A 24,663-nucleotide genomic window follows, 5' to 3' on the forward strand; every position below is an offset into this window, starting at 1 on the left:
TCCCTAGAAATTGGAAACAGAGAAATGTGCGAAGCCAAAGCTGCTATGATTGCAGATCGGTTCCCCTTTCGGGGGGATCCCTAGAAATTGGAAACCTTTGTCGTGTGGGTATGCATTCCACAAATTTGGCTGTTCCCCTTTCGGGGGGATCCCTAGAAATTGGAAACAGAGAAATGTGCGAAGCCAAAGCTGCTATGATTGCAGATCGGTTCCCCTTTCGGGGGGATCCCTAGAAATTGGAAACATGTGTGGAAAACGGTGGAAAGGGGAGCGGGTTCATAGTTCCCCCTTCGGGGGGATCCCTAGAAATTGGAAACCCAGACCCATCCTGGTGCGGCGCACGTTTAATGGTTGTTCCCCCTTCGGGGGGATCCCTAGAAATTGGAAACTAGAAAGAACACCCAGGGAAAATCCTGGGTGTCTTTTGTTCCCCCTTCGGGGGGATCCCTAGAAATTGGAAACCGTTACCTCCAAAACTACGCCAGCCCTCCTGAAAAAGTTCCCCCTTCGGGGGGATCCCTAGAAATTGGAAACAAGTCACCTTTGTGGTATGGACTGTAGTGGTACTTGGTTAGTTCCCCCTTCGGGGGGATCCCTAGAAATTGGAAACAGACAACAATCTTGTACTTTCCAAAGGGGACGTTGAACTGTTCCCCCTTCGGGGGGATCCCTAGAAATTGGAAACCTCTTTGTTTCCGCAATCATCTGGGCCACACTAAGCCTTGAACTGTTCCCCCTTCGGGGGGATCCCTAGAAATTGGAAACCTTTCCAATAAGTCCTAACGGCTTCAAAATTCTCTCTGTGATTGTTCCCCCTTCGGGGGGATCCTTAGAAACTGGAAAAGAGAAAATCGAAGTCAAACGAAACTGGGCCTGGTTATCAGGCGGGCAGCGAAAGCAACGGCTGAAACGCTCCAGAAATCGGCCTGCTGGCTGGGGAAAGTCTGGGAAAGTGAGGTCTGGATCCCCGGCAGCCACCGCTGCCCAAAAGTAGCGCAATTGTGGGGCCAAGGCTTGTGCCTGTTCCAAAGGCAAATTCAGCGGTGCGGAGGTTAAAAACTTAACCACCGCTGGTTCGCTGCGCTGGGCCATCCACTCCCGGGAGAACGCTTGCAAATCGGGCCAATCGGGCAGGGATCCCACCCGGTAGCTCTGGATATGGACTTGGATTCCGGTCTCTCGATCCGACCGGATCTCGACAAGGCGGTAGGGGTGGGGAAAGCTGACCAAAGAGCCGGTGGTAATGTCGTAAACCCCCCCTCGTCGGGCGATGTGCTGGATGTGCAGATGTCCGGTGAACACCAGTTGCACCCCATAAGCTTGCAGCAGCCGCCGCAACTGAGAGGCATTCTCCAGCATGTAGCGACGCCCCCAGGGATGGAGAGACTGGCCGCGCAGATGCTCGACCACATTATGGTGCACCATCAGCAGCACCAGCTCTTCCTCGGCTGCCGCCAATTCTTTCTCCAGCCAGGTCAGTTGTTCTGGGGTTAGACACCCTACCAATTGACCCTGAGCATCAAAATGGTTGGAATTGAGGCCGATCAAACGGATCCCTGGCCGCAGAACCCGGCTGTAATCCAAAGACTGCCCATCCTCGTAGCCAAAAGCTCGGTAGTAGCGGGGAAAATCCGCCAAACCAATAGAGCGCCCGCTGGCCTCGGGCTGGGGCACATCGTGGTTGCCGGGCACCACAAAAGCCGGAAAGGGCAGTCGAGCCAGCCGCTCTGCCAGCCATGCATGGTTTTCCGGCTCCCCATGCTGGGTCAGATCCCCCGGCAACAGCAGAAAATCCAGAGGCAACTGCACCAGATGCTGCAAAACCTGTTCCAGAGCCGGGATGCTCACCTCTACCAGGTGAAATCGGCTGGGGTGATCCCAAAGGGTGGAAGGGAGGGCGACGTGGGGATCGCTCACCACAGCAAAGCGGATCTGCACGGATTACTCCCCTTGACAACAGCAAGCAGATAGAGCCTTCGGCCCACCGGGGGGACAAGCGCTTCTGCTATTCTGGCATCCATCACGGGATCCCTTTATCTCAGGAGCACAGCATGGCGGCCCAGGTGATTACCATCGATCACCCTCTGGTACAGCACAAGCTCAGCCTCATGCGCCGTGTTGAAACCACAACCGCCGACTTCCGGGCGCTGATGCGGGAGATCAGCCTCTTGATGGCCTACGAGGTGACCCGCGATTTGCCCCTCAAGCTGCAGCCCATTCAAACCCCGATGGCCCCAATGTTGGCGCCGATGTTGGCGGCAGAGAAAAAGCTGGTGCTGGTCTCGATCCTGCGGGCCGGCCAAGGGCTCCTCGACGGCATGCTGGAGCTGATCCCATCAGCACGGGTGGGGCATATCGGCTTGTATCGGGATCCCCATACCCTGATCCCCATCGAGTACTACTTCAAGGTGCCCACCGATATCGAGGATCGTGAGGTGCTGGTGGTGGATCCGATGTTGGCCACCGGCCATTCGGCAGCAGCGGCTGTGGCACGCCTACGCCAAACTCGACCCAAGTCGATCCGCTTCATTTGCCTGGTGGCCGCCCCAGAAGGGATCCGATATTTCCACAAACAGAACCCGGATGTGCCGATTTATACCGCTGCTGTAGACGATGGCCTAGACGAGCACGGGTACATCATCCCCGGCCTGGGAGATGCAGGGGATCGCCTGTTCGGCACCCGCTGATACAAGAGTGCCATGCCTACAGCACCCCGTCCAGAACTGCACTACTGTTGTGATTGGGAAGTTGGGTTAGGCGCCAACAACTGTTCTCCTCGCAGCATGCGGGCAGCAGCGCTGAGCAGCTCTTCTTCCAGATAGGGCTTGGTGAAGTAGGCAGTTGCTCCCAGTTCCCGTGCTGTTTGCCGGTGCCGTTCTGCCCCCCGCGAGGTGAGCATGGCAACCGGAAGATGCTTGAAGTTGCTGTCTTCTCGCAGGCGGGTGAGCAGCTCTAGGCCGTCCATGCGCGGCATCTCGATGTCGCAGAAGATAAGGTCGCAGGGCAGGCCGCCGCGCAGCTTTTCCCAGGCATCCTGGCCATCCCGCGCCTGTTCCACCCGGTAGCCCACCTTCTGGAAAGACATTGAGAGCAGCTCCCGAACGGTAATCGAGTCGTCCACGATCAGCACCGTGGTCTGACGCACCTCTTCCGGGGTCGGCTCCTCATCCCGGTGATCCAGCCAGAAGCGGTTGAGATCCCGACGGCGACCGTGGGCTATGTCCACCAGCTCGATGATGTCGGCAATCGGCAGCACCCGCCCGTTCCCCAACACCGTTGCCCCAGAAATGCCCGGCGGCTTGGGCACAGGCCCGCGCAGTTGCTTGATCACGATTTCCTGCTCTTCCACAAAGCTGTCCACCTGCAGGGCAACATACTGGCCGGCACTTTGCAGGATGACAATGGGAATAATGCCCTCATCCTGGGTGATGCTGTACACCTCGGAACGGCTGCGGCTGTGGCTGCGGCTGTAGGCCAGCAGATTTGAGAGGGGCTGGAAGGGAAGGCGCTGATCCCGCCAGAGAATCGAGGGCCGCCCCTGCTCATCCGGCTGAACTTCGTCGGCAGGAACATCCAGCATCTCCTCCACGCCATCCAGGGGGAAGGCGATCAGGGCTTTGTCGCTGACACACACCATGGCCTTGGAAATGCTCAGGGTGAGGGGGAGGCGGATGGTAAAGGTGGTTCCTTTGCCCCGCGCAGAATCCACTTGAATGCTGCCGCGCAGATCGGTGATGTTGCGGCGCACCACATCCAAGCCAACCCCCCGCCCGGCCAGATCGTCCACCTCGCTGGCCTCGCGAACACTGAAGCCGGGGTGGAAGAGAACGTTGAACACTTCGTCTTCGTCGGCTTGTTCCGCCAGCAGCCCCAACCTTTGGGCCTTGGCCTTGACCTTCTCCACCGGGATCCCGGCGCCGTCGTCCGAGACGATGATGATCGTCTGGTTGCCCTGATAGAAGGCTTTGACGACGATCTTGCCCTCAGGGGGTTTGCCCGCCCGGCGACGCTCCTCAGGGGGCTCGATCCCGTGTACCAGGGCGTTGTTCACCAGGTGGGTCATCGGGTCATAGAGCTCCTCCAGGATGGCCTTGTCGATAAGGGTGTCGCGTCCCTCCACCACCAGGCTGGCCTGCTTGCCCGTTTTGATGGAGAGATCCCGAATGGCGCGGGGCAAGCGGTCGGCAACTTGCGAGAAGGGCACCATGCGCGCCCGGTTCAGGCCCTCTTGCAGTTGGGTGGTCACCTGGCGAAATTGGCGGGTAATCTGCTCTGCCTCATCCACGGCAAACTCGATGTCGGAGGAGGACTCGCGCACCCGCACGATGAGCTCAATGATCTCCTGGGCCAGAGCGTGGAAGGCCGTAAACTGGTCCATCTCCAGCTTGTCGAACTCTTGGCCGGAGGAATGGCCGCGCCTGCCTCGGGTGGATCCCTCGCCATTTCGACCGAAGCCCACCGTCACCGTGCCGCCATAGGCTGAGCCGCTGCGGCTGGAGAACAAAGCCGATTCCAGCAAGGAGCGGTCATACTGATCCCGCATGCGCTGGCCCAGATCCCCTAGCTGTTGCACACGGCCCAACAGGCCATCCAGAAACTGGCGCAGACGGGTTTGGTTTTGCTCCATGCTGTTGCGGATGACCACCAACTCTCCCACCAGGTTGTTGATGGAGTCGAGGTGGCGCACCTCCACCCGCATCACGGGGTTGCTGAGGGCAGCAGTTCGCCGTGAAGTCGGCCCAGTTGCCGCCGGGGCAGCTGCTGCTGGGGTGGGGGTTGCTGGAGCAGCAGCGGCAACTGGCGGCGAAGGTGCTGGCTCCGCAGCAGGTGCTTGGGCAGGAACCTCGAGATCGCCCAGGAGCGATTCCAGCTGGGCTGCAAAGTCGTCAGCAGCCTCGCCGCTCGCGGCTGCAGGGGATCCCACAAGGGGGGCGATAGCCTTTTCTAGCTCAGGGGTTACCGCCGGCTCGGCAGCGTCGAAGAGGGCGGCCAAATCGTCCAAACGGGGAGCCGGAGCAGCTTCCAGCGCCTCTTCCTCTGGGGTCTCGGCCTCGCCAACAGGAACGGCTAAGGATTCATCCTCTGCAAACAGGCTGGCCAACTGGCTTTCCAGATCGTCCTCCGCAGGCTGGAGGGCATTTTCTTCCTCCAGTGCGGCAACCGGCGGCTCTGGCTCAGACACGGGCACTTCCGCCAGGCTGCTCGCTTGCAAAGCTTCTGTGTCCTCCAGGAAGGTGGCAAGATCCAAGGGGGGTTCTTCTTGGGGCGCTTCCCCTTCTGCAAAGAACTGGCTCAACTCATCCAGATCCACCTGGCTGTCGCTATCCATGGCCGAGAGGGATCCCCTGGCCCCCAGGCTCAGTTCTTCTGGGTCGGATTCCTGGGTGAATAGGGCATCGAGGCGGTCGAAGGAGATCTCCGGGGAAGGGGTGGCTGTCTCCTCAGCCGTGGGTTGCAGCTCCGCGAAAGACTCCTCCTGCACCGGGAACAGATTCTCCAGAAGCGCCCACTCTTGGGCTTCTGCTGTGTCCCCAGCTGCTGATTGGGTCAGGGGGATGGAGTCCCCATCGGACGCCTCCTCGAGGGTCTCGCCGGCGAAGAGATCCCCTAGGCTCAGCTCGGCTCCGAAGTCTGGAATTGGCGATTCCCTCGGCTCATTGGCCATGTCGGGCGACGTGGGGAAGGGTTCGCCGATAAAGAGATCCCCCAGTTGCTCAGCTTCGGCAGCATCAGCCTCAGCGATGTCCAGGGATGGGCCAAAAGAGGGATCCAAAAATACGGAAGGTTCACTTGCTTCCGGCATCGACCAAGCCGGATCGGCTTCTGCCGCAGGGGTGGAAAAAAAGCTCTCCAGGCTGTCTTCGGCAGTATCGAAGGCAGCAGAGTCAGCGGACTCTAAGGATCCCACCTCGTCGGATCCCGACTCTGCCAGATAATCTGCTGGGATGGAAAAATCCTCCGGCTGGATATCCGCGGAAAATTCAGCCCAAAGGTCTGCTGCGATTTCCCCGTCCTCAAGGGCTTCCTGAAGGGGTGGGGACGGTTCAGCCGCCCAAGGATCGGCCTCCGGCTCACCAGCGGGAACGGCCTCCAAGTCCGGAAGCTGAGACCCTTCCTGCCGGAAAGCACTCTCTACGGGAAGTTCCTCCAGCTCAAATAGGGCCTCTACCCCGGCACTTGCGGCTTCGTCTGGGACAAAGCCGGATCCCTCGCTCATGTCCGCAGCAGCGCTCCGGTCAGTCGGCTCCTGTCCAGCATCCCAGGCGAGCTCAGCAGAGACAAACCCCTCTGTCTCTTCACTCACCACTTCGGCAAACAGCTCCGCTAGATCTGCCTCGGCTCTCTCCTCGTCCAACCTTGGGCTCAGATCCTCAAAGGTCTGCAAGAGGGGCTCAGGAGAGGAGGGGATCAGCTCCGTTGGGAATTCTTCAATATCGGATAGCGCTTCTGCGTTGGCGAACAGCTCGTCAAAGGCCGAGGTGGCTTCTTCCTCCAGATCCAAGGGGGTGGCATAGAGCTCCGCTCCGCTAACGCGACCGAAGTCGTCCGCAACAGAGGCCAAGTCAGCTCCCTGCCCGTCCTCTTCTGGGCTTTCTGCCGGCACGGCAGCTGTCCTCCAGTCTTCCTCCCAAGCCGCTTCGGCTCGGATCCCTGGCCAACTCAGATCCAGATCCCCCTCTTCCGCGGGAGCAGATCGGTGCTCTGAATCTGTTCCCGCCAGCGGGACGGAGTCCTCAGCAGTGCCCACTTCCCAAAGGGATGAGGGCTGTTCCGCCGCCAGATCTCCGCTTGCCTCTGCGCTCTCCTGCTCCGGCGACAGGGCAGCTCCGGGCTCATCCTCTTGAAAGGATGTCTCAGCGAGGGTTACCGCTTCCCAGCTCAGATCGGGGGCAGCGCTTTCCTCCGCAGGGATCCCAGCAGCCGCAGCCCAATCCTCTGGGGCACCCCCAGGTTCTGGGAATGACGGCTCTGCCTCAGACCCCCAAGCCAGACCAAGCTCGAAGGGCTCAGGGACTTCTGGCTCTTCAGGGGCTGCCGGAACAGGGCGGAAAGCCAGCAACTCAGCCGAGGGTCGGATGGTGTTTGCCGCTCCGCCGGCCAGAGCTTGGTGCGCTTGCTTCAGATCTCGCAGCACCGGCAGGGCCAGTTGTCGCAAATCCTGGCCGGGATCCGCCAAAATCTCGCCGATCAAGCGGGTCAAATCTGTCCAGCCCCCCAGTTCCAGAGCCGAGGATTGCCCCAAATCCTGCAAAGATTGCGCCAACGCTTGCAGGGCCGGTCGAGTGGCTGGGTCGTCGGGACGTTTGAAGAGTTCCAACATCTGGCGCAACAAGGCCGGGATCTGCTGATGCACCACCACCTCAAGGGGATCCGGCGGGGCAGGAGGGGCGGCAGGGCGAGCCAATTGTTGCAATTCTGAAGAAGGGGCAACCTGCTCAGGCTTGCCGGCCAAGATAAGCTGCTGCCCTTGCTTCAAATCCCGCAAGGCAACCAAAGCCAAAGTTCGCAGGTCGGCATCGGGGTTGCCCAGGGCTTGCTCGAAGGTTTCCGTCAACTGTTGCCAGCCCGCCAGATGATGGACTTGCCCGATCTCCTTGAGAACGGCGTTCGCCGCCACCAAACGCTTTCGGACATCTGCCTGATCCCGTTGTTTAAACAGCTCCAGCATCTGGCGCAACTGCTGCGGCACCACCTCCGCCATGTCCTGCTGCAGGGTGCGAACCGCCGGCGGCGAGACGGGAGCTGAGACAGTGCCCTCGCCAAGAAGATTTTGAATGTGCCTTTCGGTCTCTTGAAAAACCGGCTCCAGTTCCGCCAGGGTGGTGTTGCTGACTTCCTGGGTGAGGCCGCGGGGGCTCTGCAGCTCCTCCAACAACATCGAAAGCCCATCAAAGGCCCGCAGCAGCAGGGTTTCCAGGTGCTGATCGACGGGCACTCCGCCTGGGCGAGAGCGAAAGATGTTGAAAAAATCTTCCATGCGGTGGGCCGTCCGTTGGATGCTGGTGAGGCCCAGCATGGCAGCTCCCCCCTTGATGGAGTGAGCAGCTCGGAACAGCTCGTTGATCAGCTCGGGATCGCTCATGCTGTCCCGCAGGCTGAGGAGCACTTGTTCAATCGTTGCCAAGTGGTCGCGGGCTTCTTCGATGAAATAACTGAGGATCCGCTTCTGTGCTTCTTCATTCATGGCAGGAGGCCCTTCCTACAGCCCACAAGTTTTCATTCAGTAATAACAGACCGGACAGGGTGAGGCTCGCCTGGGCGAAAAGTCCGGCCAACAGTTGCAACAGGGGGATCCCACTGCCATTGAAGAGCGGGGACTTCTCCTTCATGGGGATCCTTGCCCCTAGAATGCCCTCAAAACAGCAAATTTGCTCATTCATCCCCAACCCGGAACCGACCGACAGAAGTTTGCAGCTCACGGGCAATGCTCACCAACTGTTGTAGCGAAGTTGCCACCTTCTGCGCCTCTTTAGAAGTCTCGTTGGCGGTCAACTCCACCGATTGCATCACCTGCGCCACAGAGCGAGAGGTTTCCGTTTGTTGCACGGTGGCCTGAGAGATCGCCCGCACCAACTCGTCGATCCGGCGACTGACCTCGATAATCTCGTCCAGGCTGTTCTTGGCCTGCTCGGCCCGCCGCGTCCCCTCGATCACCAGTTGGGTGCCTTCTTCCATAGCCGTCATCACGTTGCCGGTTTCCGATTGAATCTGCAACACGATCTGCTCGATCTCCTTCGAGGCTTTGGCGGCTCGGTCGGCCAGTTGTCGCACTTCGTCGGCCACAATGGCAAAACCCCGTCCCGATTCCCCGGCTCGGGCCGCCTCGATACTGGCGTTCAGGGCAAGCAGGTTGGTGCGAGAGGCAATTTGAGAGATCAAAGCCACGATTTTGGAAATTTCCTGCGAGGATTCCGCCAATCGCTTCACTTTGCGGGTGGTTTCTGCCACGGTTTCGCGGATCTCCAGGATGCCACTCACCGTGCGATCCACAGCTTCTCCGCCTCGAGCGGCTGCTTCTGTGGCCTGGGCGGTCACGTTGGCCGCTTCGCGGGCGTTGCTGGCCACCTGTTGAATGGAGTCCGTCATCTCCTGAATGGAGTTGAGGGAGTTGGAGATCTCCTCCGCCTGGCGCAAAGCATCGGCAGAGAGGCTGCGGGCAAAGTCCTCGTTCTGCAAGGCGGCATCGTTCACGGCGGCAGCAGCCCGCTTCACCTGGCTGACAATGTCTCGCAGACTGCGAATGGTCAGGTTAAAGGAGTCGGCCACAGCCCCTAGCACGTCGGCAGTCACCTCTGCCCGCACCGTCAGGTCTCCACGGGCAGCTCCTTCCACGTCGTCCAGCAGGCGAATCACCTGGCGCTGTAGGTCTTCCTTAGCTTGCCCTTGCTCGGCAGCCCGCTGGTTCAGTTCGGTGAAGTTGGCTTCGATGGCAGCCGCCATCTGGTTAAAGCTGTCGGCCAAGCGCCCCAGCTCATCGTGGGTGTTGACTGTGGCTCGTACTGAATAATTCCCCTGAGCCAAGGCGGCAAAATGACTGGCCAGCTCTTGGGCGGTGGAGCGAACTTGTTTGGCACTGCCGGCTCCAAGGATAACCCCTGCTCCTGTGCCGATCACCCCACCTCCAATCACCCCGGCAATCAAGCGAGCTCCCCCATTGGCCGGGATCCCAAGGCCAATCGCCAAGCCGGCAGCCAAACTCACAGCTCCTTGGATAAGCGCTATGGCCAATTGCCGATCCGCAATCGGTCGGTTGGCGATCCCGGCAGAGGTTCTTGCCCCTTGTTCGCCTGCACTGGGGATGGGGAGTGAGGCCGTGGGCAGACGTTGAGGCTGCAGAACTTGGGCCGCTCCGCTGCCGGTCTCCGCCATTGGGCTCATCCCCCCGGTCGCCCCCTCATCTGGGCGGAAGGCACCCACCGGCTCACCGCCATCCATGCCGGCAAGTTCGCGATCCAAGCTGTCTAGCTCGTCAAGCTCGAAGAGGGCAGAGCCGGGACTGGCAGTATCTTCATCGGGGGCAGGGATCGGCTCACTCATGGGGGCAGCCAATTCGGTCGGCAGGCTTTCTTCCAGGGATCCCCCTTCCTCTTCCTCAAGACCGGGCAGGGAGAAGCCCATCTCATCGGGAAAATCGGCATCGCCGGCCAACTGCGTAATGGAGTCGGAGTCGCCTTCTAGGGCTTCCAGATGCTCTCGATCGAACTCGTTGAGGAAGGCAAAGTCATCTTCGACCACCGGATCGGTTTGAGGCCCGCCCTCTTCCGAGCCTACCCGTCGCGAGGTGGCCGGTGGTGTTACCCGAGAATGGGTTGGCATCTGGTAAGATGAACCCAATGGATCAGCTCCCGGCATTTGCAGGCCGGTCTCAAAGGGATCCCCAAATCTCTCTTCTCCCATGAAGACTTCGCCATCGCCGCTAAGGCTGTCCGCCTCCAGCGGAAACGGATCTTGAGCGAAGGGATCCGCCTCCTCTTCCCCCATCCCCTCGAACTGCAAGAAGGGATCGGCAGCAGGGAAAGCCTCTTCCGAAAAGGCATCCGACCCAGGTGCAAACTCATCTTGAGGGCGAAACTCGTCCGCTCTTGGGGAATCGGAAATGTCCGCCAGCTCCGGTGCCATTTGCAACAGCTCTTCTAGACCCTTCCGGGCCGACTCCAGCTCATCGGGATCACTGGCTGTTTGTAAAATGGTGTTGTAGGTTTGGCGAGCTTCCAACAACTGCCCAGCTTGTTTTTGTGCTGAAGCCAGCAGCAGCTTGACAGCAGTATCTTGCGGTTGAGCAGCAGCCACTTGGTTGAACAACCGCACCGCCTGGACGTAGTCTCCCTGCCAAAAGGCGGCCACCGCATCGGTGTAGTCTCTCTGACTGTTCGCGCTCGGAACCATGGATCCTCCCTTCACTGCTTGGCTACCTCTGTTCACGCTTCAACACAGATGCAAACGGAACGCCCCCAACACCTCAGAACCTCTTAGAATAATAGATGCAGGCTATCTCTCCTTCTGCCCCCATTCGGTCAAGAATGCACTTTTCTGCCGCCCTCTCAAGGTTTGGCCACTATGCAATCTCACCCTTACGCATCAGCAGGGGATAGCATCAGTCCAGCTTTCCCCATTGTGAATGGAGTCAGCTTGGATCTTTGATAGGAACTATACACTTTCCTCTCGCCGAACTCACAGGGGGCCGCTTGTCAACCCCAACGATGGGATCTCAGAATGGCCGACTGATCCAGCAAGGGCAAGCGCGATCCCGTTCCGGGCACCACCCATTCCCCTCGCAAAAAAGGAGCCATGGACTCAGGAGCCGTGAGGGCAGGCCGCACCAATTCAGTCTTCAGCCACTCCATGCCTACAATTAAATCCACAGCCAAGCCCATGAGCAAATCCTGTTGATCCATCACGGCCACCACAGGAATCTCGGCTCGGTCGATGTTCAGGGGCGGGCTGATCCCCAAAAATTGCCCCAGGTCTGCAACCCAGATGATCTCGCCCCGCAAATTCAGCGTGCCCAGCAAAACTGGGGCCACATTGGGCATGGGGGTGATTTTCTCTGGGCCAATGCTCATCACCTCCACAACCGATACCGCTGGCAGCGCAAATTCCTCCCCGGTGGCAATCTTGAACTTTAGGAATAGCTCACCTTCGGGAGCCTCCATCTCCCGCAACTCTTGGGTCTCATCCCCCATCAATAAATCCAGATCCCCCAGCATGATGCTCCCCCGCATGGATAGTCTTGTGGACTGTTGATCCCGCCCCCCTCCCTGCTTAAAACGCAGAGTCGTTCTCAGGACCTACCGAAAGGCGTGGAAGCAGAAGGGGCAGCTCTCAGCCTCTCAGTAATTGCTTAATCGTACCCACCAGTTCCTGGGGCTGGAAAGGCTTGGCAATGTAGGCATCCGCTCCCTGGCGGATCCCCCAGTAGCGGTCAAATTCTTCGCCCTTGGAAGAACACATGACGATGGGCGTTTTTTGGGTGAGAGGGTCGGCCTTGAGAAGACGGCACACCTCATAGCCGTTCATGCGCGGCATGACGATGTCCAGCACGATCAGGTCGGGTTTGTTTTGCTTCACCGCCTCTACGGCCTCCACCCCGTCTTCCACAGTCATCACCTCGAAGCCGTTTTCCTGCAGCAGCTTGCTGATCATCTCCCGCTGGGATTGGCTATCTTCCACCACCAAAACGCGACTCATTTCCGATTCATCTCCCGCAATTGATGTTTGATGGTCGCCAGGAGCTCTTGGGGCTTAAAGGGCTTGGTTACATAGGCATCCGCCTGGTTGCGCCTGGCCCACTCGATATCAAAGGTCTGGTCTTTGGTGGAACACATGACGATGCGAATGTGTTTGGTACTTTCATCCCCCTTCACTTCCCGGCATACCTCGTAGCCGTTCATGCGCGGCATGACAATATCCAGCACCACCACATCAGGCTTCTGCTGGCGAATGCACTCCATTGCCTCTACGCCGTCTGTTGCTGTGGAGACTTCCAAACCGTTCTCGGAAAGCAAGCTGGAAATGGTCTCCAGGTAGGTACGGTTGTCATCCACCACCAGCACTTTGCTCATCGCCGTCTTGCTCCTTTTGCACTCCCGCGCAACCGTCGGCCTGCTTTGACTGAGGTTTGCTCTTGTAACCTCACCTGGCTCCCTGGCTCCGGGCCGGCCATGCTACCCCTATTGTTTCGGTGAGGCCACTCTTCTGTCCAGTACTTCGCCTATAGTCTTCTGTGCCAACATTTTGGCTACCCCAACGCCTATTCGCCACCGCCCCGTTTGGGGGGAGGGCCCACGTAGGATTCGACAATGGTCAACAACTCCTTTTCCGCAAAGGGTTTGCTCAAAAATTCGTTCGCTCCGGCCATGCGGGCCTTAATCCGGTCGGTAAAACCATCCTTGCCGGTCAGCATAATCATGGGGGTTTCGCGGAACTGGCTGGATTTGCGCAACATGGCGCACAGCTCATACCCATCCAATTTGGGCATGGCCACATCACAGAGGATCATATCTGGGTTGAGGAGAAACACCTGTCCCAAGGCTTTGAGAGGATTGCCGATAGTGGTGACCTGGTAGCCCTCGTTTTGCAGGATGAACTCTACGGTTTTTTGGATGGCCATGGAGTCGTCGATGCAAAGGATGTGGATGGGCTTATCGCTGGGTTTGAGGGGACGGCTGGGCTTGGGCTCCGCGATCAAGACGGGCTCGGACAGTTGAATGGCCCCTTGGCGGACGTAGGGATAGATGGCCTTGGCCACCGCCAGGGTGTCTCGACCCAGGTAGCGACCCATCTGGCGAATGCTGGTTTTGCCGTCTGACCACTCGCTCAGGGCTTTGAAGACGGGGGCGGGCAGGTTTTGCTGGAGCGGCAGGGGGTTGACGATGGTGGGAGCTTGGTTGGGAGCTTGGATGTAGGGGTGCAGTTTTTTCCACTCCTGCACTTGGGCTACGATCTCGGTGAGCAGGGGGGTGACGGGGAAGGTGGTCAACTGGGGGGCCAGGGGGGATCCGGCCTCAAAAATGAAGGAACCCTGGTGGAGGCTGAGCAGGTCGAAGAGGACTTCCCGCACCATGCCCAGCAGGATTTGCTTGCCCTGGTTGGGGTTGAGCTTGTGGCTTTCCAGCAAAGACCAGAGGCGGTTGTATTCGGGGGCGTTGACCGCGGCTTTGTGGGGAATTTGAATTTCCTCCAGGGCGGCTTCCAGCTTGAAGCGGTGCAGATAGTCTCTGAGGCGGGCAATGTTCCCTTCCGTTTCAGAGGCGTAGATAATCCGCCCATTCAGGAAGAAGACAAACCAGTAGACAGAGGGGCTGGCCTCTACAAAAAGCTCACCGGTGCGCTGGCCCAGCTCGATGAGCTGAAGGATGCTGCGGATATCGATCTCTTGTAGTTTTCCTTGCATGGGATCCCTGCCTGCAGTCCAGCAAGATACGTCCATTATGACGCTAGTCTTTAACCGTTGCTGCCCCGCCGGTAAGGCCATTTTCGGGAAGAGGGTTAAAGTTTAAAAAAGTTGGGGTTTGACTTGGGCCGAGCGCCTGCATTCCCCGAGGTATCTCTGGACTCCAGCAGACCCTCCCAATTAGAGCAGAATGGAGAGAACTGCCACCAGTAAACCTGTTCTTTGAGTAACCTATGCTGCCAATTCTCACCTCTTGGGTGCTTGGCCCGCTGTTGGCGCTCTACACCCTCCTGTTTGTGCTGCGCATCTTTCTGTCGTGGTATCCGCAACTGGATACTTCTCGGTTGCCCTACTCGCTGGTGGTCGGCCTGACGGAGTTTCTGTTACGCCCGACCCGCCGCCTGATCCCGCCTCTGGGAGGTGTGGACATGGCCCCTGTGGTTTGGGTGGGCCTGGTTACCCTGTTGCGGGAGGTGTTGCTGGGGCAGCAGGGGCTGCTGACAATGGCCCTGCACTGAGAGCGTTTGTGTTAACAGTCTTTTATCAGAAAACTGGGTCTAAAACCCCGCCCTTAAGGCCTAGGGCCTGCTGACGCGACAGGGCGGCTCTTCTTGGTTCTGAATGTAGGCAACTAAGACTTGCAGGGGAGCACCACCCACACCTGATGCAAAGTAGCTAGGACTCCACAAGGCGGTTTTGCCGTAGGGCTTGGGAAACTTAGCCTGCCCGTACCTGCGGCTGGAGACTCCCTTGAGGGCGTTAACCATCTGGAAAAAGACCACTTAGGTGGGTAGAAAATCAAAAGATGAACATGGTCTGCTCCACCGTTAAACTCTAAAATCCCAAAATCCATCGATTGGGCAACGCTCTTAAATGCTGCCGCAATTAAGTCCAAACCTTAGTATCCTGCGTTTGTATTGGGTGACAAACACCAAGTGCGCTTGCAAGCTGGAAACGCTGTTGCGGTCTTTGCCACTCGGGTGGTGGTCTGCGATGGTTGTGGAGCAGTCCATGACCGGGATGAGGTGGCTTCTGAAAATATCGAGCAAGTCGGGATGGGGCAAAGCGCTCCGCGCCGCCAAGGCGAGCGCCCGACTCTAAAACGGAGGTGGAGACTGTTCGCGCCAGCGGGACGGAGTCCTAGTAAGACCAGCTTGCTGGCATCGGTCTGTGAAGCGTCAAGGATCCCCTGCCTTTAGGCAGGGGAGTATGTCAACATCCCAGGCATTCTGGAGAACCGGTGGGGCTTTCAAGAGGCTGGGGAATCGCTGCCGGGATTCCGATCCCTTACAATCAAGGGGGCTTGCTTTTCTGGGAGAGCCCGCTTGCTGCCGGCCTGTCTCTGGGCATTCTCGCTGATGTTTCCCCCTAGGCCCCTCGTTCTAACCCGTCTCTACCAGGAGTCCACTCGGCAGGCGGGGATCCCGAGATTCTTGTGTTTGTTCATACCAATTACTTCCGGCCCAAGATCAGATCAAGGTCAGATGTAGATGTAGATGCTGAAAAAATGCTGGATGGCCGTCCCGACAGCCCACCCATCACGATTGCTCTGGCCAAGGGGGCCCTGCTGCCTGAGGCCATTCAATGTCTGCAGCAGGTGGGGATCGATTTTAGTCGTTTTTTGGATCCCGGCAATCGCCTGCTGCGGATTGAATCCCCCACCCGGCTGAACGGACAACGCTACGAAGCGCTGCTGGTGCGCACTCACGATGTGCCGGTGTACGTGGAGTACGGGCAGGCGCAGTTGGGCATTGTCGGCTACGACGTCTTGCGGGAGCGCTATGCCGGCACCGAAGCGCGGGTGGCCCACCTGTTGGATCTCCAATTTGGCCACTGTCGCATGTCGGTGGCCCTTCCCCAAGATAGCCCCTACCACTCGGCAGCTCAGTTGCCTGCTCATGCCCGCGTGGCTTCTAAGTTTGTCGGCTGCGCCCGGGAGTATTTTGACCGCCTGGATTTGCCGGTGGAGCTTATCTCTCTCTATGGTTCGGTGGAGTTGGCCCCCCTCACCGGCATGGCCGATGCCATCGTCGACTTGGTAGCCACAGGGCGCACCCTGAGGGAAAACGGCCTGGTCGAGCGAGACTGCCTATTCGAGAGTACAGCTCGCCTGATTGCCCATCCCATCAGCTACCGTGTCAACCAACAGCCTATCCGCGAGCTGGTCACCCAGATTCGGGAACGCTGGCTGGGATCCCTGTTGGTGGGTGGCTAATTTTGAGGCACTTCCTCTGAGGGGGATCACGATTGCGTACAATGGGGGCATTCGGGCTTATTTCCCCCAGCAGCGTTCAGATTCAAAAAAGGTTTTTCGAGGTTGATTATGCGGTACCGTCCACTGCTCGCCATCCTGTTGGCGCTTTGTTTGAGCGTCTTTGCTGTTCCGGCTAAGGCTGCCAAGGCGCCGCTGACCTATGACCAGATCCGCAACACCGGCAAGGCCGCCATTTGCCCTTCGGTCTCGGACAACGCCCGGGGCCGTATCGAAGTGCCTAGGGGGGGATCCCTGAAGCTGACGGATGTCTGCTTCCAGCCGGTGCAAATTGAGGTGGAAGAGGAAAAGCGGAACGGCGAGAAAGAGTTCATCAAGGCCAAAAACATCATGATCTCAGCGGCCACTCTGGGGCCGATTAAAGCCGAGGTGACTCCCAAAGACGGCGTGCTGGAGCTCAAAGTGGTGGATGGGATCACCTTTCAGCCGACCACCGGCCAAATGCCTCGCCGCGAGCTGGTGCCGTTTCTGTTTAGCGTGAAGGACTTGGTCGCCACTGCGCGGGGATCTGCCATTGACCCTTCGACGGATTTTGAAGGGGAGTTCTTGGTGCCCGGCTACCACAGCAGCACCTTCCTCGACCCGCGCGGGCGGGGATCCAACACCGGCTACGACACTGCGGTAGGTCTACAGGCTGCCAAAGATGATTTTGCCACCAACCGCAAGGTGGACGAGGTTTCCCAGGGGAAAATGTCCCTGCGGATCGCTCGCGTGGATCCCAGCACCGGGGAGATGGCGGGATCCTTTGTTAGCATTCAGCCTTCCAGCACCGAGCAAGGGGCGATGGAACCCCACACTGTTCGCGTTCAAGGCTTGTTTTACGCTCGCCTGGCGCAGGAGTCTTGAAGAGGCTTGAGGAAAGCCGAGAAGAGATCCAATTTCGGGCTTGAGATGGGCAGAGATCCCGGCGATCCCTGCCTATTTCTGTTGATACTATGTCTGTCTGGGTTTGCCCGTTGGGGAAGTGTGCAGCGATGGTGGGATCCCACAGCGTCTGTTTTGATCGGGCCGCCGATTTTTACGATGCCACCCGCAGCTTTCCTCCCGGCGTAGATGAAGCGATCGCCGATGCAATCTTGGCCGCGGTGGAAGCCACCCCTGAGACCCACTTTCTCGAGGTGGGCATTGGGACAGGACGCATTGCCTTGCCGCTGATCCGTCGCGGCTATTCCTATTCCGGCATCGACATTTCCGAGCGCATGCTGGCCGTCTTGCGGCACAAAATTCAACAAAGTCTGGGCCAAATGCCACCACAGGTTCATTTGCAGATGGCCGATGCCACCAACCTGCCTTTTAGGGAGCAGTGTTTTGATGCGGTGATCACGGTGCATGTGTTGCACTTGATCCGCGAGTGGCAGCAGGCGATTGGCGAGATCCGTCGCGTGCTCAAGCCAGGTGGGGTCTACCTCTACGGCTATGGAGAGCGGGTGATGAGCGCCCGCCACTCGTTCGAGGCCCGGTGGACAGGCATTCTGGCAGAGCTGGGATTTGAATCCCAACAGGTTGGAGCCGATGCCGAGCAGGTGGAAGCGTTGTTGCAGTCTCAAGGGGCTCATGTGGAACAGAGGACAGCGGCAGAGTGGCAGACGGCCATCGCTGCCCAAGCTTTGTTTGATCTGTACGCTCAGCGCTGCTACAGCAGCTCCTGGCCGATCCCAGAGGAGATCTTCCAGGCGGCCATTGCCCGCTTGCGAGCTTGGTTTGGCGAGACTTATCCCGATCCCAAGGCAATTCTGCTGGGGGAGAGCCGATTTCAGATGCTGCTGGCCCGCTGGTAGGGATCCCTAGGCGACCTTGGGATTAGGGATGTGATCCTGAAAATCGTGCTGGTCGAACACGTAAACGGTGCGAATCGGGTAGGGGATGACCAATCCGGCTCGGTCGCAGGCCTGTTTGAGAGCCATCATCACCTGAGTGCGGACGCGCCGCACCTCCGGCTTGCGGGGCCGAGTCCAGTAGCGCACCACAAAATCAATGGAACTGTCTCCGAACCCCACAATGTCCAACTCAAAGGGGGGATCCGCCAGCACCCCCTCGACCCCCTGCATGGCTTCCCGCAGCACCTCCAGAGCTTTGGGCAGAGGTGTATTGTAGTCGAGGCCAATTTCCAGATCGGTACGGCGGAAGGGGCGATCGGTCAAGACCGTGATCGGGCTGGTAAACACAATAGCATTGGGAATGACCACGCGCTCCCCCTGATAGGTGCGAATCTGGGTGGAGCGAATGCTGATTTCTTCAACGGTGCCTTCGAATTCTCCGACGATAATTTGGTCGTTGAGTTGAAAAGGCTCGTTCAAAAGCAGCAGCACACCCGCCAAGAAGTTCTTGAAAATGTCTTGAAAAGCAAAACCAATGGCTACCGACCCTAACCCCAGTAGCCCGATGAGGTCACCCAAGCGCAGATCCGGGAAAGCCACCACGCTGGCCGCGAGGATCCCGACCACCCAGGCGCCCACTTGGCCGATCTGCACCAGCAGCATTTGCAGGGAAGGGCTGGGGATCCACCGATTGGCTGCGGATCCTACCAGACGCCGCACGGCTCGAACGCCATAGCGGGTAGCCCAGAGGATGACTGCGGCGATCAAAAAGCCCGGCAACAGCTCAATGCCTCGCCCCACCATCTCCAGGAGACTGCGGTTGATGGTTTGAAGTAGTTCGTTCATACCCTCATCCTTGCTATGCAATTGGCTACGATGAACACAAATGGACTTTGGCAGACTCTGAACCCGAGGAGACTCTCAATCTGGACTCAAAGAAGCCCTTTGCGAGTTCCTCTTCAGCCAGTATCGGCCACCGGTGCAGGCTTAGGTTCTGCTGCGCTTGCTACCCTGAACGGAGCCACTTTGCCGCAAGATGAGGTTCAGGGCAACGAGGGAAGCGATGGCCAACTACGACTGGATCGTGATCGGTGGCGGGATTACCGGGGCAGCTCTGAGCTATGAGCTGGCCCGCCAGGGGGGATCCGTTCTCCTCGTGGAGAAAGAAGCGGTGCTGAAGGGGGCAACCCGCTACAGCTACGGGGGCTTGGCCCATTGGGCGGGCAAAACGCCGATGCTCAAAGCTTTGGGGGAAGAAGGGATCCAACGCTACCGCACCCTGTCAGAAGAGCTGGAGGCAGATATTCAATTTCGCGAGCTGGATCTGCTCATGCCCATTGCCCCCGGCTGTGATGTGGAGGCTGTCGAGGCGGATCTGGCCGACTGTCGCATCCCACCCCGGCGGATTTCGGTGGCGGCAGCCTGCGAGCTGGAGCCGCTGCTGGATCCGGCCGCTCTGGAAGTAGTCCTCTGGGCTCGGCATGGCCACATCAACCCCTTGTTGACGGCGCTGGCCTTTCAAACAGCCTTTCAACGATTGGGGGGATCCCTCTTGATCACAACAGCAACGGCCCTGCGGCGGCAGGAAGCGCGTATCACGGGCGTAGAGGCTGGAGCCAACTGCTATGGAGCAGGCCAGGTGGTGGTGTGTGCCGGCGGCTGGACGCGGGCTTTGTTGCGCCAAGCGGGGATCCGGGTGCCCATCTACTTCACCCATGCCGAATCCCTGGAGCTGGAGCCCTCGGATTTGCAATTGAGAGCGCTGGTGATGAGCGCGCCTGTGCAACGCTTGGAACTGGAGCGGCAAGCCGCCCATCCCGATCGGGATCCCCTCTGGGACGAGCCGGGGCACGAGCTTGGCCCGCCGATTTTGGATGCCGGGATCCTGCAATTTGTGGATGGCAGCATTCGCATGGGCCAGATCAGCCGGGTATTGACAGATCCCCATGCCGAGGTGGATGCAGCCGCCAGCGAAGCCCAGATCCGGGAACAGGCTGGTCGCTACCTGCCCAAGTTGGCCCACCTGCCCGGACGGTGGTATCACTGCTTGGTGGCCTTTAGCGCCGATCACCAGCCTCTGGTCGGATCCCTGCCCGGTTGGGAAGGCTTGCAACTGTTTTCCGGCTTCAGCAACCCCCTGCCCATCGTGCCCGCTTTGGCCCGTCGCTTCGCCCAACAAGCCTATGGACAGGCGGATGAATGGATCCCTGCTCTATCGCCGGGGCGGTTTGCCCAGGTTTGGAGTTGATGCCTTGCCTGCTCTCGATGCTCCTCGCCGAGCAAGTGTAAACTACCCGCACCACTCATGCTGACGCAAAGCGCTCGGCGCCGCTAAAGCGAAAGAGTGCGGGCTTTCAGTAGCCCTGAGCCTGTTATGCTCTGCCAGAGAACAAAACAAACCCGTTCGCGAAGCGAGCCGTAGGCTTAACCTCTAGGCTGGTTTACAGCAGCCCCCAAAAGCGCAATCACATTCGCACCATTCAAGTCCGCATCCCCTTCCCATCCACAGTGCCCACACTTAAACTGCTTCCCACTGCGGTAGGACTGTTCAGGGTCGGGATGAATGCGCAAACACCGGTGGCAAGTTTGACTACTGTAGCGGGGATTCACCAACACCACCCTAACTCCTGCTTGCAGAGCTTTGTAGCCAATAAAGGTGCGCAGTTGGTAGAACGCCCAACTATTTGCACGCCTACGCTCTGTCTGACTGCGCGGCTGTTGATTGACCCTTTCCCGAATCCCTGTCAAGTCCTCTAAAGCAATAGCGCTGTTCGTTGCTTTTGCCCTAGCCACAATAGCTTTGGAGATGCGATGATTGACCCACGTTTGAAAGCGCCTCTCCTTGCCAGACAGCCGTTGCAGCAGCTCTCTGCACCTGCGCCGGGAACTGCGGCTGCCCTTACTGGCTTTTTGCTGGAGTACCGCTCTCAGCTTGGAATAATGCTCTCGTATTTTGCTCAACTGCTGTCCATGCCAGTTCTCTCCCTCCGATGTATGGGCAATGTCTGTTCTCCCCAAATCCACGCCTATTACTCGCTCTTGCGGTTTGGTAACAGGTGTTTCTGTCTCTAGGCAAATTTGCAGATAGAACCCACCACCACGACGCTGAACCAGAGTCGCTGCTTTGGGTTTTGTCCCTGCTAACTTCCTGCGTTGATAGTTGCCGATGGCTAACTCAAACCGTTCCCTGCCATCAACGGTAGTGATGGACACTGTCCAATCTTTCTCTCTGAAGGAAAAGATGCGGGCATCGTAAGTAACAAACGGTTTCTTGAACTCCTTGACGGGTCTATTTTTCCGTTGTGCTCCTTTGCGACTACCTGCGACTCTGCGGCATACCTGCTGAGCCAAGTTACTGGACAAGCCAAATCGCGACCTAAGTTCGTAGTAGCAAAGGGATTGGAGCTTGATGGCATTGACTACCTTTGCTGGGGTGTTGGCATTGACCCAGTTCAAGGCTTCTGTGAAAGCAGAAAGGGTAGCAGAGAGTTTTGCCGCTTGAGCTTCTGCTACCCTGAGCTTGCAGGAAAGGGTCAGGACTTGGGTCATAGCTCTACCATACTTCATCAAGACGCATTCCTCCCGACGCTGACCCTGCGGGTACAGCGCGGGGCTCCTGCGCGAGTAAGCTGAATTCCTATTTCCCACCTCCCCAACAACTCCCAAAATCCTCAGGGCAACCTTGCTAAGATTTCCATGGCAGGGATCCGGGAATATGCAAGGCGTACTGCTGATCCTCTACATGTTGGTTGTCAGTGGCCTGATTGCCGTTGTTGGGGATCGGGTGGGCTACCGCATTGGCAAAAAGCGCCTTACCTGGTTTAACCTGCGCCCCCGCCATACCGCCATTCTGGTGGCCGTGGTGACCGGCGTGAGCATCTCCGCCCTGACTTTGGGCACACTGCTGCTCCTCAACCGCTCTCTGTCGGAGGCCCTGTTCAGCTACACCAACCAAATTGCCCAGGCGGAGCAAGAGCTGCGGGCCCTCAACCGCCAAAAAGCCCTCTTGGAAGCGGAAAATGCCGCTCTCAGGGTTGAGCGGGATCACCTCAAGATGGATCTCGACCAATTTCGCAGCCAGCAGTCGGCAGCCCAAACCCGCCTGAGCGAAGTGCGCGATCAGCTGGCAGTGGCGCTGCAGGAGCGGCAGGAGGCGGAGGCCAAGCTGGCGGCAGCCAACGAGCAACTGGCCAAGGTGCAGCCCAGTTTGGATCGAGCCCATGCCGAGTTGGAGGCAGTGAAGGCAGAGGTGGAGTCGGCCCGCCAGGTGATCGCCACCCTGGAGTCGCAAAAACAAGCCCTGCAACTGGATCGGGATCAGCTGGAGCGCTCCCTGGATGTGGTGCAGGCGGCCTTAACCCAACTGGAGAACCAGAAAAACCAGCTTGAGCAGGAGATCGAGCAGCTCAACCAATTGGCGGTGCGGCTGCGGCGGGGGGAACTGGCCATCTTGGCGGGGGAAGTTTTGGCAACAGGAGTTGTGGAGGCTCCAAGAGGGGCAAAACCAGAGGCGATCCGGCGGCAGTTTGAGCACCTTTTGGCCCAGGCGGAACAGCGGGCCCTTGCCCTTGGATCCCAGCCCATGCCCCCTCTGGAAAACGCGATCTTGATCCGCCGGGAGGATGCCGATCAAGCCTTGGAGAAGTTGCAAGAGCCCGGTAGCTGGGCGGTGCGCATTCTCTCTGTTACCAACCGGCTCAAGGGGGAGCCTGTGCCTGTGCTCGTGCAGATTTACCCCAACCAGCGGATTTTCGCCAAGGGATCCGTGCTGGCCCACGGGGTGATTCAACCGGGTTTGAGCGAAAATCAGATCCAACAGCAACTGCTGGGGCTGCTGAACCAGGCCAATCAGCGCTCGCAAGAGGAGGGGCTTCTCTCGGATCCCATCACCGGCACTGTGGGGGAGTTCTCCCAGGTCAAGTTTCTGGAAGTTGTGCAGCATCTCCGCCAGAGCACCACCCCTCTGGATGTGAAGCTAGTTGCCGACACCGACATCTACACAGCGGGGCCATTGCGGGTGAGTTTTCTGATGGCGGAAGCTTCTGGTCAACCCGGCTCTTCTGGGGCTCAGCAGGCGGGGCGTCCTGAGGGATGACGGATCCACTCCATTCGGCAAGGCTGAAGGGCCAACGAGTGCTGATCGGTTTCGACCCAGGGCGCGACAAATGCGGCATTGCTGTGGTGCAGGTGTTTACGCAAACGGAGCTGAAGGTTTTACACCGGGAGGTGATCCCTTCTTCGGCAGCGCTATCTAGACTGCAAACTCTCCGGCAACAGTTTCAGGCGGAGCAGGTAATCCTGGGCAATCAGACGACGGCCCAAGCCTGGAAGTCTCAACTGGAATCCATTCTCCCCCCGCAGCAGATTGTCCTGGTGGACGAGCGGCACAGCTCCCAAGAAGCCCGTCAGCGCTACTGGGATTTTTACCCACCGCAGGGATGGCAGCGGCTGTTGCCCAAGGGGATGCGGGTGCCCGCCAAGGCTTACGATGATCTGGTGGCTCTCATTCTGGTGGAGCGGTACTGTCGTGGGCGAGATACGGCTGAGCCGACGTGAGCTTCTACAGGGGATCCTGCTGGGGCTGGTGGCAGCAGGATGTGGGGGTCCGGATGCGCACTTGCCTCTTATCGTGGCGCTTAAGCAAGGGATCCCCGCCAGTTTGCTCAACGAGTTTCGCCGCCGCACCCAGGCCCGCTTTCGGCTGCAACTGTTGGATAGTCGGGATCAGTTGTTGGCCTATCTGCAGCAAAGCGTCCAGCCGGCTGATGCAGCCTGGTGGGATCCGGGGGGATGGTTCCGGCGGCGGCTGCCGGTGGCGGCTTTGAGTTTGTTGGGGGCCGACGCTTTGGATCGGGCCATAGCTGCCGGTTGGCTGGCTCCTCTGCCGGCAAGCCTGTTGGGAGAACGATGGCAGAATCTGGATCCCCGTTGGCAAGCTGCGGCACTCCGGGAGGGGCAGATTTGGGGTGTGCCCTGGCGCTGGGGGGTAACGGCCATTGCCTACCGCCGGGATCGGGTGAGGGAGCCCATCCGGGACTGGGCGGATCTGTGGCGGCCTGAGCTGGCCGGCAAACTGACTCTGCCGGATCATCCGCGGGAGGTGATTGGGCTAACCCTAAAGAAAATGGGCCGCTCCTACAACGATCCCCTCAACCCTGAGGATGTGGAATTACGTCAAGAGCTGGGATCCCTGCATCGCCAGGTTTTAACTTACACCTCTTCCGACTACCTGCCCATCTTGCGCTTGGCCGATAGCTGGGTGGCCGTGGGCTGGTCGCAGGATCTCTACGCCACCCAAGCCAACTACCCTGAGCTGGCAGTGGTGATCCCGGCCTCCGGATCCGCCATCTGGTGGGATGCCTGGGTGCGACCTCACGTCGAAGACAATGCCCACCCAGAATCAACCCAGACCGATTCCGGATCCCTGTTGGCTGACTGGCTTGATTTTGTCTTGAATCCTGAATTTGCCCCCCGCTTGGTCAATCTGAGCGGGATCCCTTCGGTTTTGCCGCTGGATCTGGCTCAACTTGCCCCCCGCCTGCAACGCAGAGCCGACTTGCAAATCTCCACTTGGCAACGCTCGGAAATCTGGCGCCCCTTGAGCTCAGCCGAAGCCGAGTCCTATCTCAACCTCTGGGATCAAATGCGGCGGGGCCTTTTGTAGAAACACAGCGAGCGCG

At 58.9% G+C, this 24,663-nt stretch carries 16 protein-coding genes, 3 pseudogenes and 1 CRISPR repeat array; of the genes and pseudogenes, 9 read left to right on the plus strand and 10 right to left on the minus strand.

Going from position 1 to position 24,663, the window contains the following annotated elements; translation table 11 throughout:
- The first annotated feature begins 59 nt into the window (after positions 1 to 59).
- A CRISPR array of direct repeats spans positions 60 to 844; the repeat unit is 36 nt; unit sequence GTTCCCCCTTCGGGGGGATCCCTAGAAATTGGAAAC.
- Positions 845 to 1,284: 440 nt separating this feature from the next.
- Positions 1,285 to 1,938: pseudogene (locus tag ACVWYZ_RS10830) on the minus strand (metallophosphoesterase family protein); the annotation flags it as partial.
- Between the two features lie 113 nt (positions 1,939 to 2,051).
- Between ACVWYZ_RS10830 and upp the strand changes: the two are divergent.
- Positions 2,052 to 2,687, plus strand: a complete 636-nt coding sequence (gene upp, locus ACVWYZ_RS10835; RefSeq protein WP_414355913.1) for a uracil phosphoribosyltransferase — start codon at positions 2,052 to 2,054, stop codon at positions 2,685 to 2,687.
- A gap of 41 nt (positions 2,688 to 2,728) precedes the next feature.
- Here the strand turns inward: upp and ACVWYZ_RS10840 are convergent, their stop codons facing one another.
- From ACVWYZ_RS10840 to ACVWYZ_RS10865, 6 genes are all read right to left on the minus strand, one after another.
- Positions 2,729 to 8,185, minus strand: a complete 5,457-nt coding sequence (locus tag ACVWYZ_RS10840; protein ID WP_457467055.1) for a response regulator — start codon at positions 8,183 to 8,185, stop codon at positions 2,729 to 2,731.
- Between the two features lie 188 nt (positions 8,186 to 8,373).
- The gene (locus ACVWYZ_RS10845; RefSeq protein WP_457467056.1) at positions 8,374 to 10,887 is read right to left on the minus strand and encodes a methyl-accepting chemotaxis protein; all 2,514 of its coding nucleotides are present in this window, start codon (positions 10,885 to 10,887) and stop codon (positions 8,374 to 8,376) included.
- Between the two features lie 302 nt (positions 10,888 to 11,189).
- Positions 11,190 to 11,708 carry a CheW domain-containing protein gene (locus ACVWYZ_RS10850; protein ID WP_457467057.1) on the minus strand — a complete coding sequence of 173 codons (519 nt, stop codon included), beginning with the start codon at positions 11,706 to 11,708 and terminating at the stop codon, positions 11,190 to 11,192.
- Positions 11,709 to 11,823: 115 nt separating this feature from the next.
- A complete protein-coding gene (locus ACVWYZ_RS10855; RefSeq protein ID WP_011433531.1) occupies positions 11,824 to 12,189 on the minus strand; it encodes a response regulator transcription factor in 366 nt (121 codons plus the stop codon).
- The gene (locus ACVWYZ_RS10860; protein WP_414328794.1) at positions 12,186 to 12,563 is read right to left on the minus strand and encodes a response regulator; all 378 of its coding nucleotides are present in this window, start codon (positions 12,561 to 12,563) and stop codon (positions 12,186 to 12,188) included. The genes ACVWYZ_RS10855 and ACVWYZ_RS10860 overlap by 4 nt, the downstream gene beginning before the upstream one ends.
- Positions 12,564 to 12,751: 188 nt before the next feature.
- Positions 12,752 to 13,894: a response regulator gene (locus ACVWYZ_RS10865; RefSeq protein WP_457467058.1), complete on the minus strand. Its 1,143-nt coding sequence runs from the start codon at positions 13,892 to 13,894 to the stop codon at positions 12,752 to 12,754.
- Between the two features lie 233 nt (positions 13,895 to 14,127).
- Between ACVWYZ_RS10865 and ACVWYZ_RS10870 the strand changes: the two genes are divergently transcribed.
- Complete coding sequence (locus ACVWYZ_RS10870) at positions 14,128 to 14,412, plus strand: YggT family protein (RefSeq protein WP_011433534.1); 285 nt, start codon at positions 14,128 to 14,130, stop codon at positions 14,410 to 14,412.
- Between the two features lie 60 nt (positions 14,413 to 14,472).
- On the opposite strand, the pseudogene tnpA reads toward ACVWYZ_RS10870, so the two are convergent.
- Positions 14,473 to 14,907: pseudogene (tnpA, locus tag ACVWYZ_RS10875) on the minus strand (IS200/IS605 family transposase).
- A 494-nt stretch (positions 14,908 to 15,401) separates the two neighbouring features.
- Between tnpA and hisG the strand changes: the two are divergent.
- The 3 genes from hisG to ACVWYZ_RS10890 all read left to right on the plus strand — a co-directional run bounded on the left by hisG (position 15,402) and on the right by ACVWYZ_RS10890 (position 17,944).
- Positions 15,402 to 16,109, plus strand: a complete 708-nt coding sequence (gene hisG, locus ACVWYZ_RS10880) for an ATP phosphoribosyltransferase (RefSeq protein ID WP_457467059.1) — start codon at positions 15,402 to 15,404, stop codon at positions 16,107 to 16,109.
- Positions 16,110 to 16,217: 108 nt separating this feature from the next.
- A complete protein-coding gene (locus tag ACVWYZ_RS10885) occupies positions 16,218 to 17,012 on the plus strand; it encodes a photosystem II manganese-stabilizing polypeptide (protein ID WP_457467060.1) in 795 nt (264 codons plus the stop codon).
- Between the two features lie 89 nt (positions 17,013 to 17,101).
- Entirely contained in the window at positions 17,102 to 17,944 is an 843-nt protein-coding gene (locus tag ACVWYZ_RS10890; RefSeq protein WP_414358263.1) for a class I SAM-dependent methyltransferase, read from the plus strand.
- 6 nt (positions 17,945 to 17,950) lie between these two features.
- On the opposite strand, the gene ACVWYZ_RS10895 is transcribed toward ACVWYZ_RS10890, so the two are convergent.
- Complete coding sequence (locus ACVWYZ_RS10895; protein ID WP_414409253.1) at positions 17,951 to 18,829, minus strand: mechanosensitive ion channel family protein; 879 nt, start codon at positions 18,827 to 18,829, stop codon at positions 17,951 to 17,953.
- A 217-nt stretch (positions 18,830 to 19,046) separates the two neighbouring features.
- On the opposite strand from ACVWYZ_RS10895, the gene ACVWYZ_RS10900 reads away from it, so the two are divergent.
- Positions 19,047 to 20,231, plus strand: coding sequence for an NAD(P)/FAD-dependent oxidoreductase (locus ACVWYZ_RS10900; RefSeq protein ID WP_457467061.1), 1,185 nt, complete (start codon positions 19,047 to 19,049; stop codon positions 20,229 to 20,231).
- Positions 20,232 to 20,273: 42 nt separating this feature from the next.
- On the opposite strand, the pseudogene ACVWYZ_RS10905 reads toward ACVWYZ_RS10900, so the two are convergent.
- A pseudogene (locus ACVWYZ_RS10905) lies at positions 20,274 to 21,532 on the minus strand (RNA-guided endonuclease InsQ/TnpB family protein).
- A 166-nt stretch (positions 21,533 to 21,698) separates the two neighbouring features.
- On the opposite strand from ACVWYZ_RS10905, the gene ACVWYZ_RS10910 reads away from it, so the two are divergent.
- From ACVWYZ_RS10910 to ACVWYZ_RS10920, 3 genes are read left to right on the plus strand one after another with little or no spacing between them, the layout of a single operon-like run.
- Entirely contained in the window at positions 21,699 to 23,078 is a 1,380-nt protein-coding gene (locus ACVWYZ_RS10910) for a DUF3084 domain-containing protein (protein ID WP_011433363.1), read from the plus strand.
- Entirely contained in the window at positions 23,075 to 23,539 is a 465-nt protein-coding gene (ruvX, locus tag ACVWYZ_RS10915) for a Holliday junction resolvase RuvX (RefSeq protein ID WP_457467062.1), read from the plus strand. Before ACVWYZ_RS10910 ends, ruvX begins: the two co-directional genes overlap by 4 nt.
- The gene (locus tag ACVWYZ_RS10920; protein ID WP_457467063.1) at positions 23,511 to 24,647 is read left to right on the plus strand and encodes an extracellular solute-binding protein; all 1,137 of its coding nucleotides are present in this window, start codon (positions 23,511 to 23,513) and stop codon (positions 24,645 to 24,647) included. Before ruvX ends, ACVWYZ_RS10920 begins: the two co-directional genes overlap by 29 nt.
- Positions 24,648 to 24,663 lie beyond the last annotated feature (16 nt).

This window comes from Thermostichus sp. MS-CIW-37 (assembly GCF_054060065.1).

Bases quoted from the DNA above. Each gene is read 5' to 3' on its own strand.
- ACVWYZ_RS10865 (WP_457467058.1), bottom strand. From the start codon at position 13,894: ATGCAAGGAAAACTACAAGAGATCGATATCCGCAGCATCCTTCAGCTC.
- ACVWYZ_RS10850 (WP_457467057.1), bottom strand. From the start codon at position 11,708: ATGCTGGGGGATCTGGATTTATTGATGGGGGATGAGACCCAAGAGTTG.
- ruvX (WP_457467062.1), top strand. From the start codon at position 23,075: ATGACGGATCCACTCCATTCGGCAAGGCTGAAGGGCCAACGAGTGCTG.
- ACVWYZ_RS10890 (WP_414358263.1), top strand. From the start codon at position 17,102: ATGTCTGTCTGGGTTTGCCCGTTGGGGAAGTGTGCAGCGATGGTGGGA.
- ACVWYZ_RS10855 (WP_011433531.1), bottom strand. From the start codon at position 12,189: ATGAGTCGCGTTTTGGTGGTGGAAGATAGCCAATCCCAGCGGGAGATG.
- hisG (WP_457467059.1), top strand. From the start codon at position 15,402: ATGCTGGATGGCCGTCCCGACAGCCCACCCATCACGATTGCTCTGGCC.
- upp (WP_414355913.1), top strand. From the start codon at position 2,052: ATGGCGGCCCAGGTGATTACCATCGATCACCCTCTGGTACAGCACAAG.
- ACVWYZ_RS10885 (WP_457467060.1), top strand. From the start codon at position 16,218: ATGCGGTACCGTCCACTGCTCGCCATCCTGTTGGCGCTTTGTTTGAGC.
- ACVWYZ_RS10870 (WP_011433534.1), top strand. From the start codon at position 14,128: ATGCTGCCAATTCTCACCTCTTGGGTGCTTGGCCCGCTGTTGGCGCTC.
- ACVWYZ_RS10840 (WP_457467055.1), bottom strand. From the start codon at position 8,185: ATGAATGAAGAAGCACAGAAGCGGATCCTCAGTTATTTCATCGAAGAA.
- ACVWYZ_RS10900 (WP_457467061.1), top strand. From the start codon at position 19,047: ATGGCCAACTACGACTGGATCGTGATCGGTGGCGGGATTACCGGGGCA.
- ACVWYZ_RS10845 (WP_457467056.1), bottom strand. From the start codon at position 10,887: ATGGTTCCGAGCGCGAACAGTCAGAGAGACTACACCGATGCGGTGGCC.
- ACVWYZ_RS10910 (WP_011433363.1), top strand. From the start codon at position 21,699: ATGCAAGGCGTACTGCTGATCCTCTACATGTTGGTTGTCAGTGGCCTG.
- ACVWYZ_RS10895 (WP_414409253.1), bottom strand. From the start codon at position 18,829: ATGAACGAACTACTTCAAACCATCAACCGCAGTCTCCTGGAGATGGTG.
- ACVWYZ_RS10860 (WP_414328794.1), bottom strand. From the start codon at position 12,563: ATGAGCAAAGTGCTGGTGGTGGATGACAACCGTACCTACCTGGAGACC.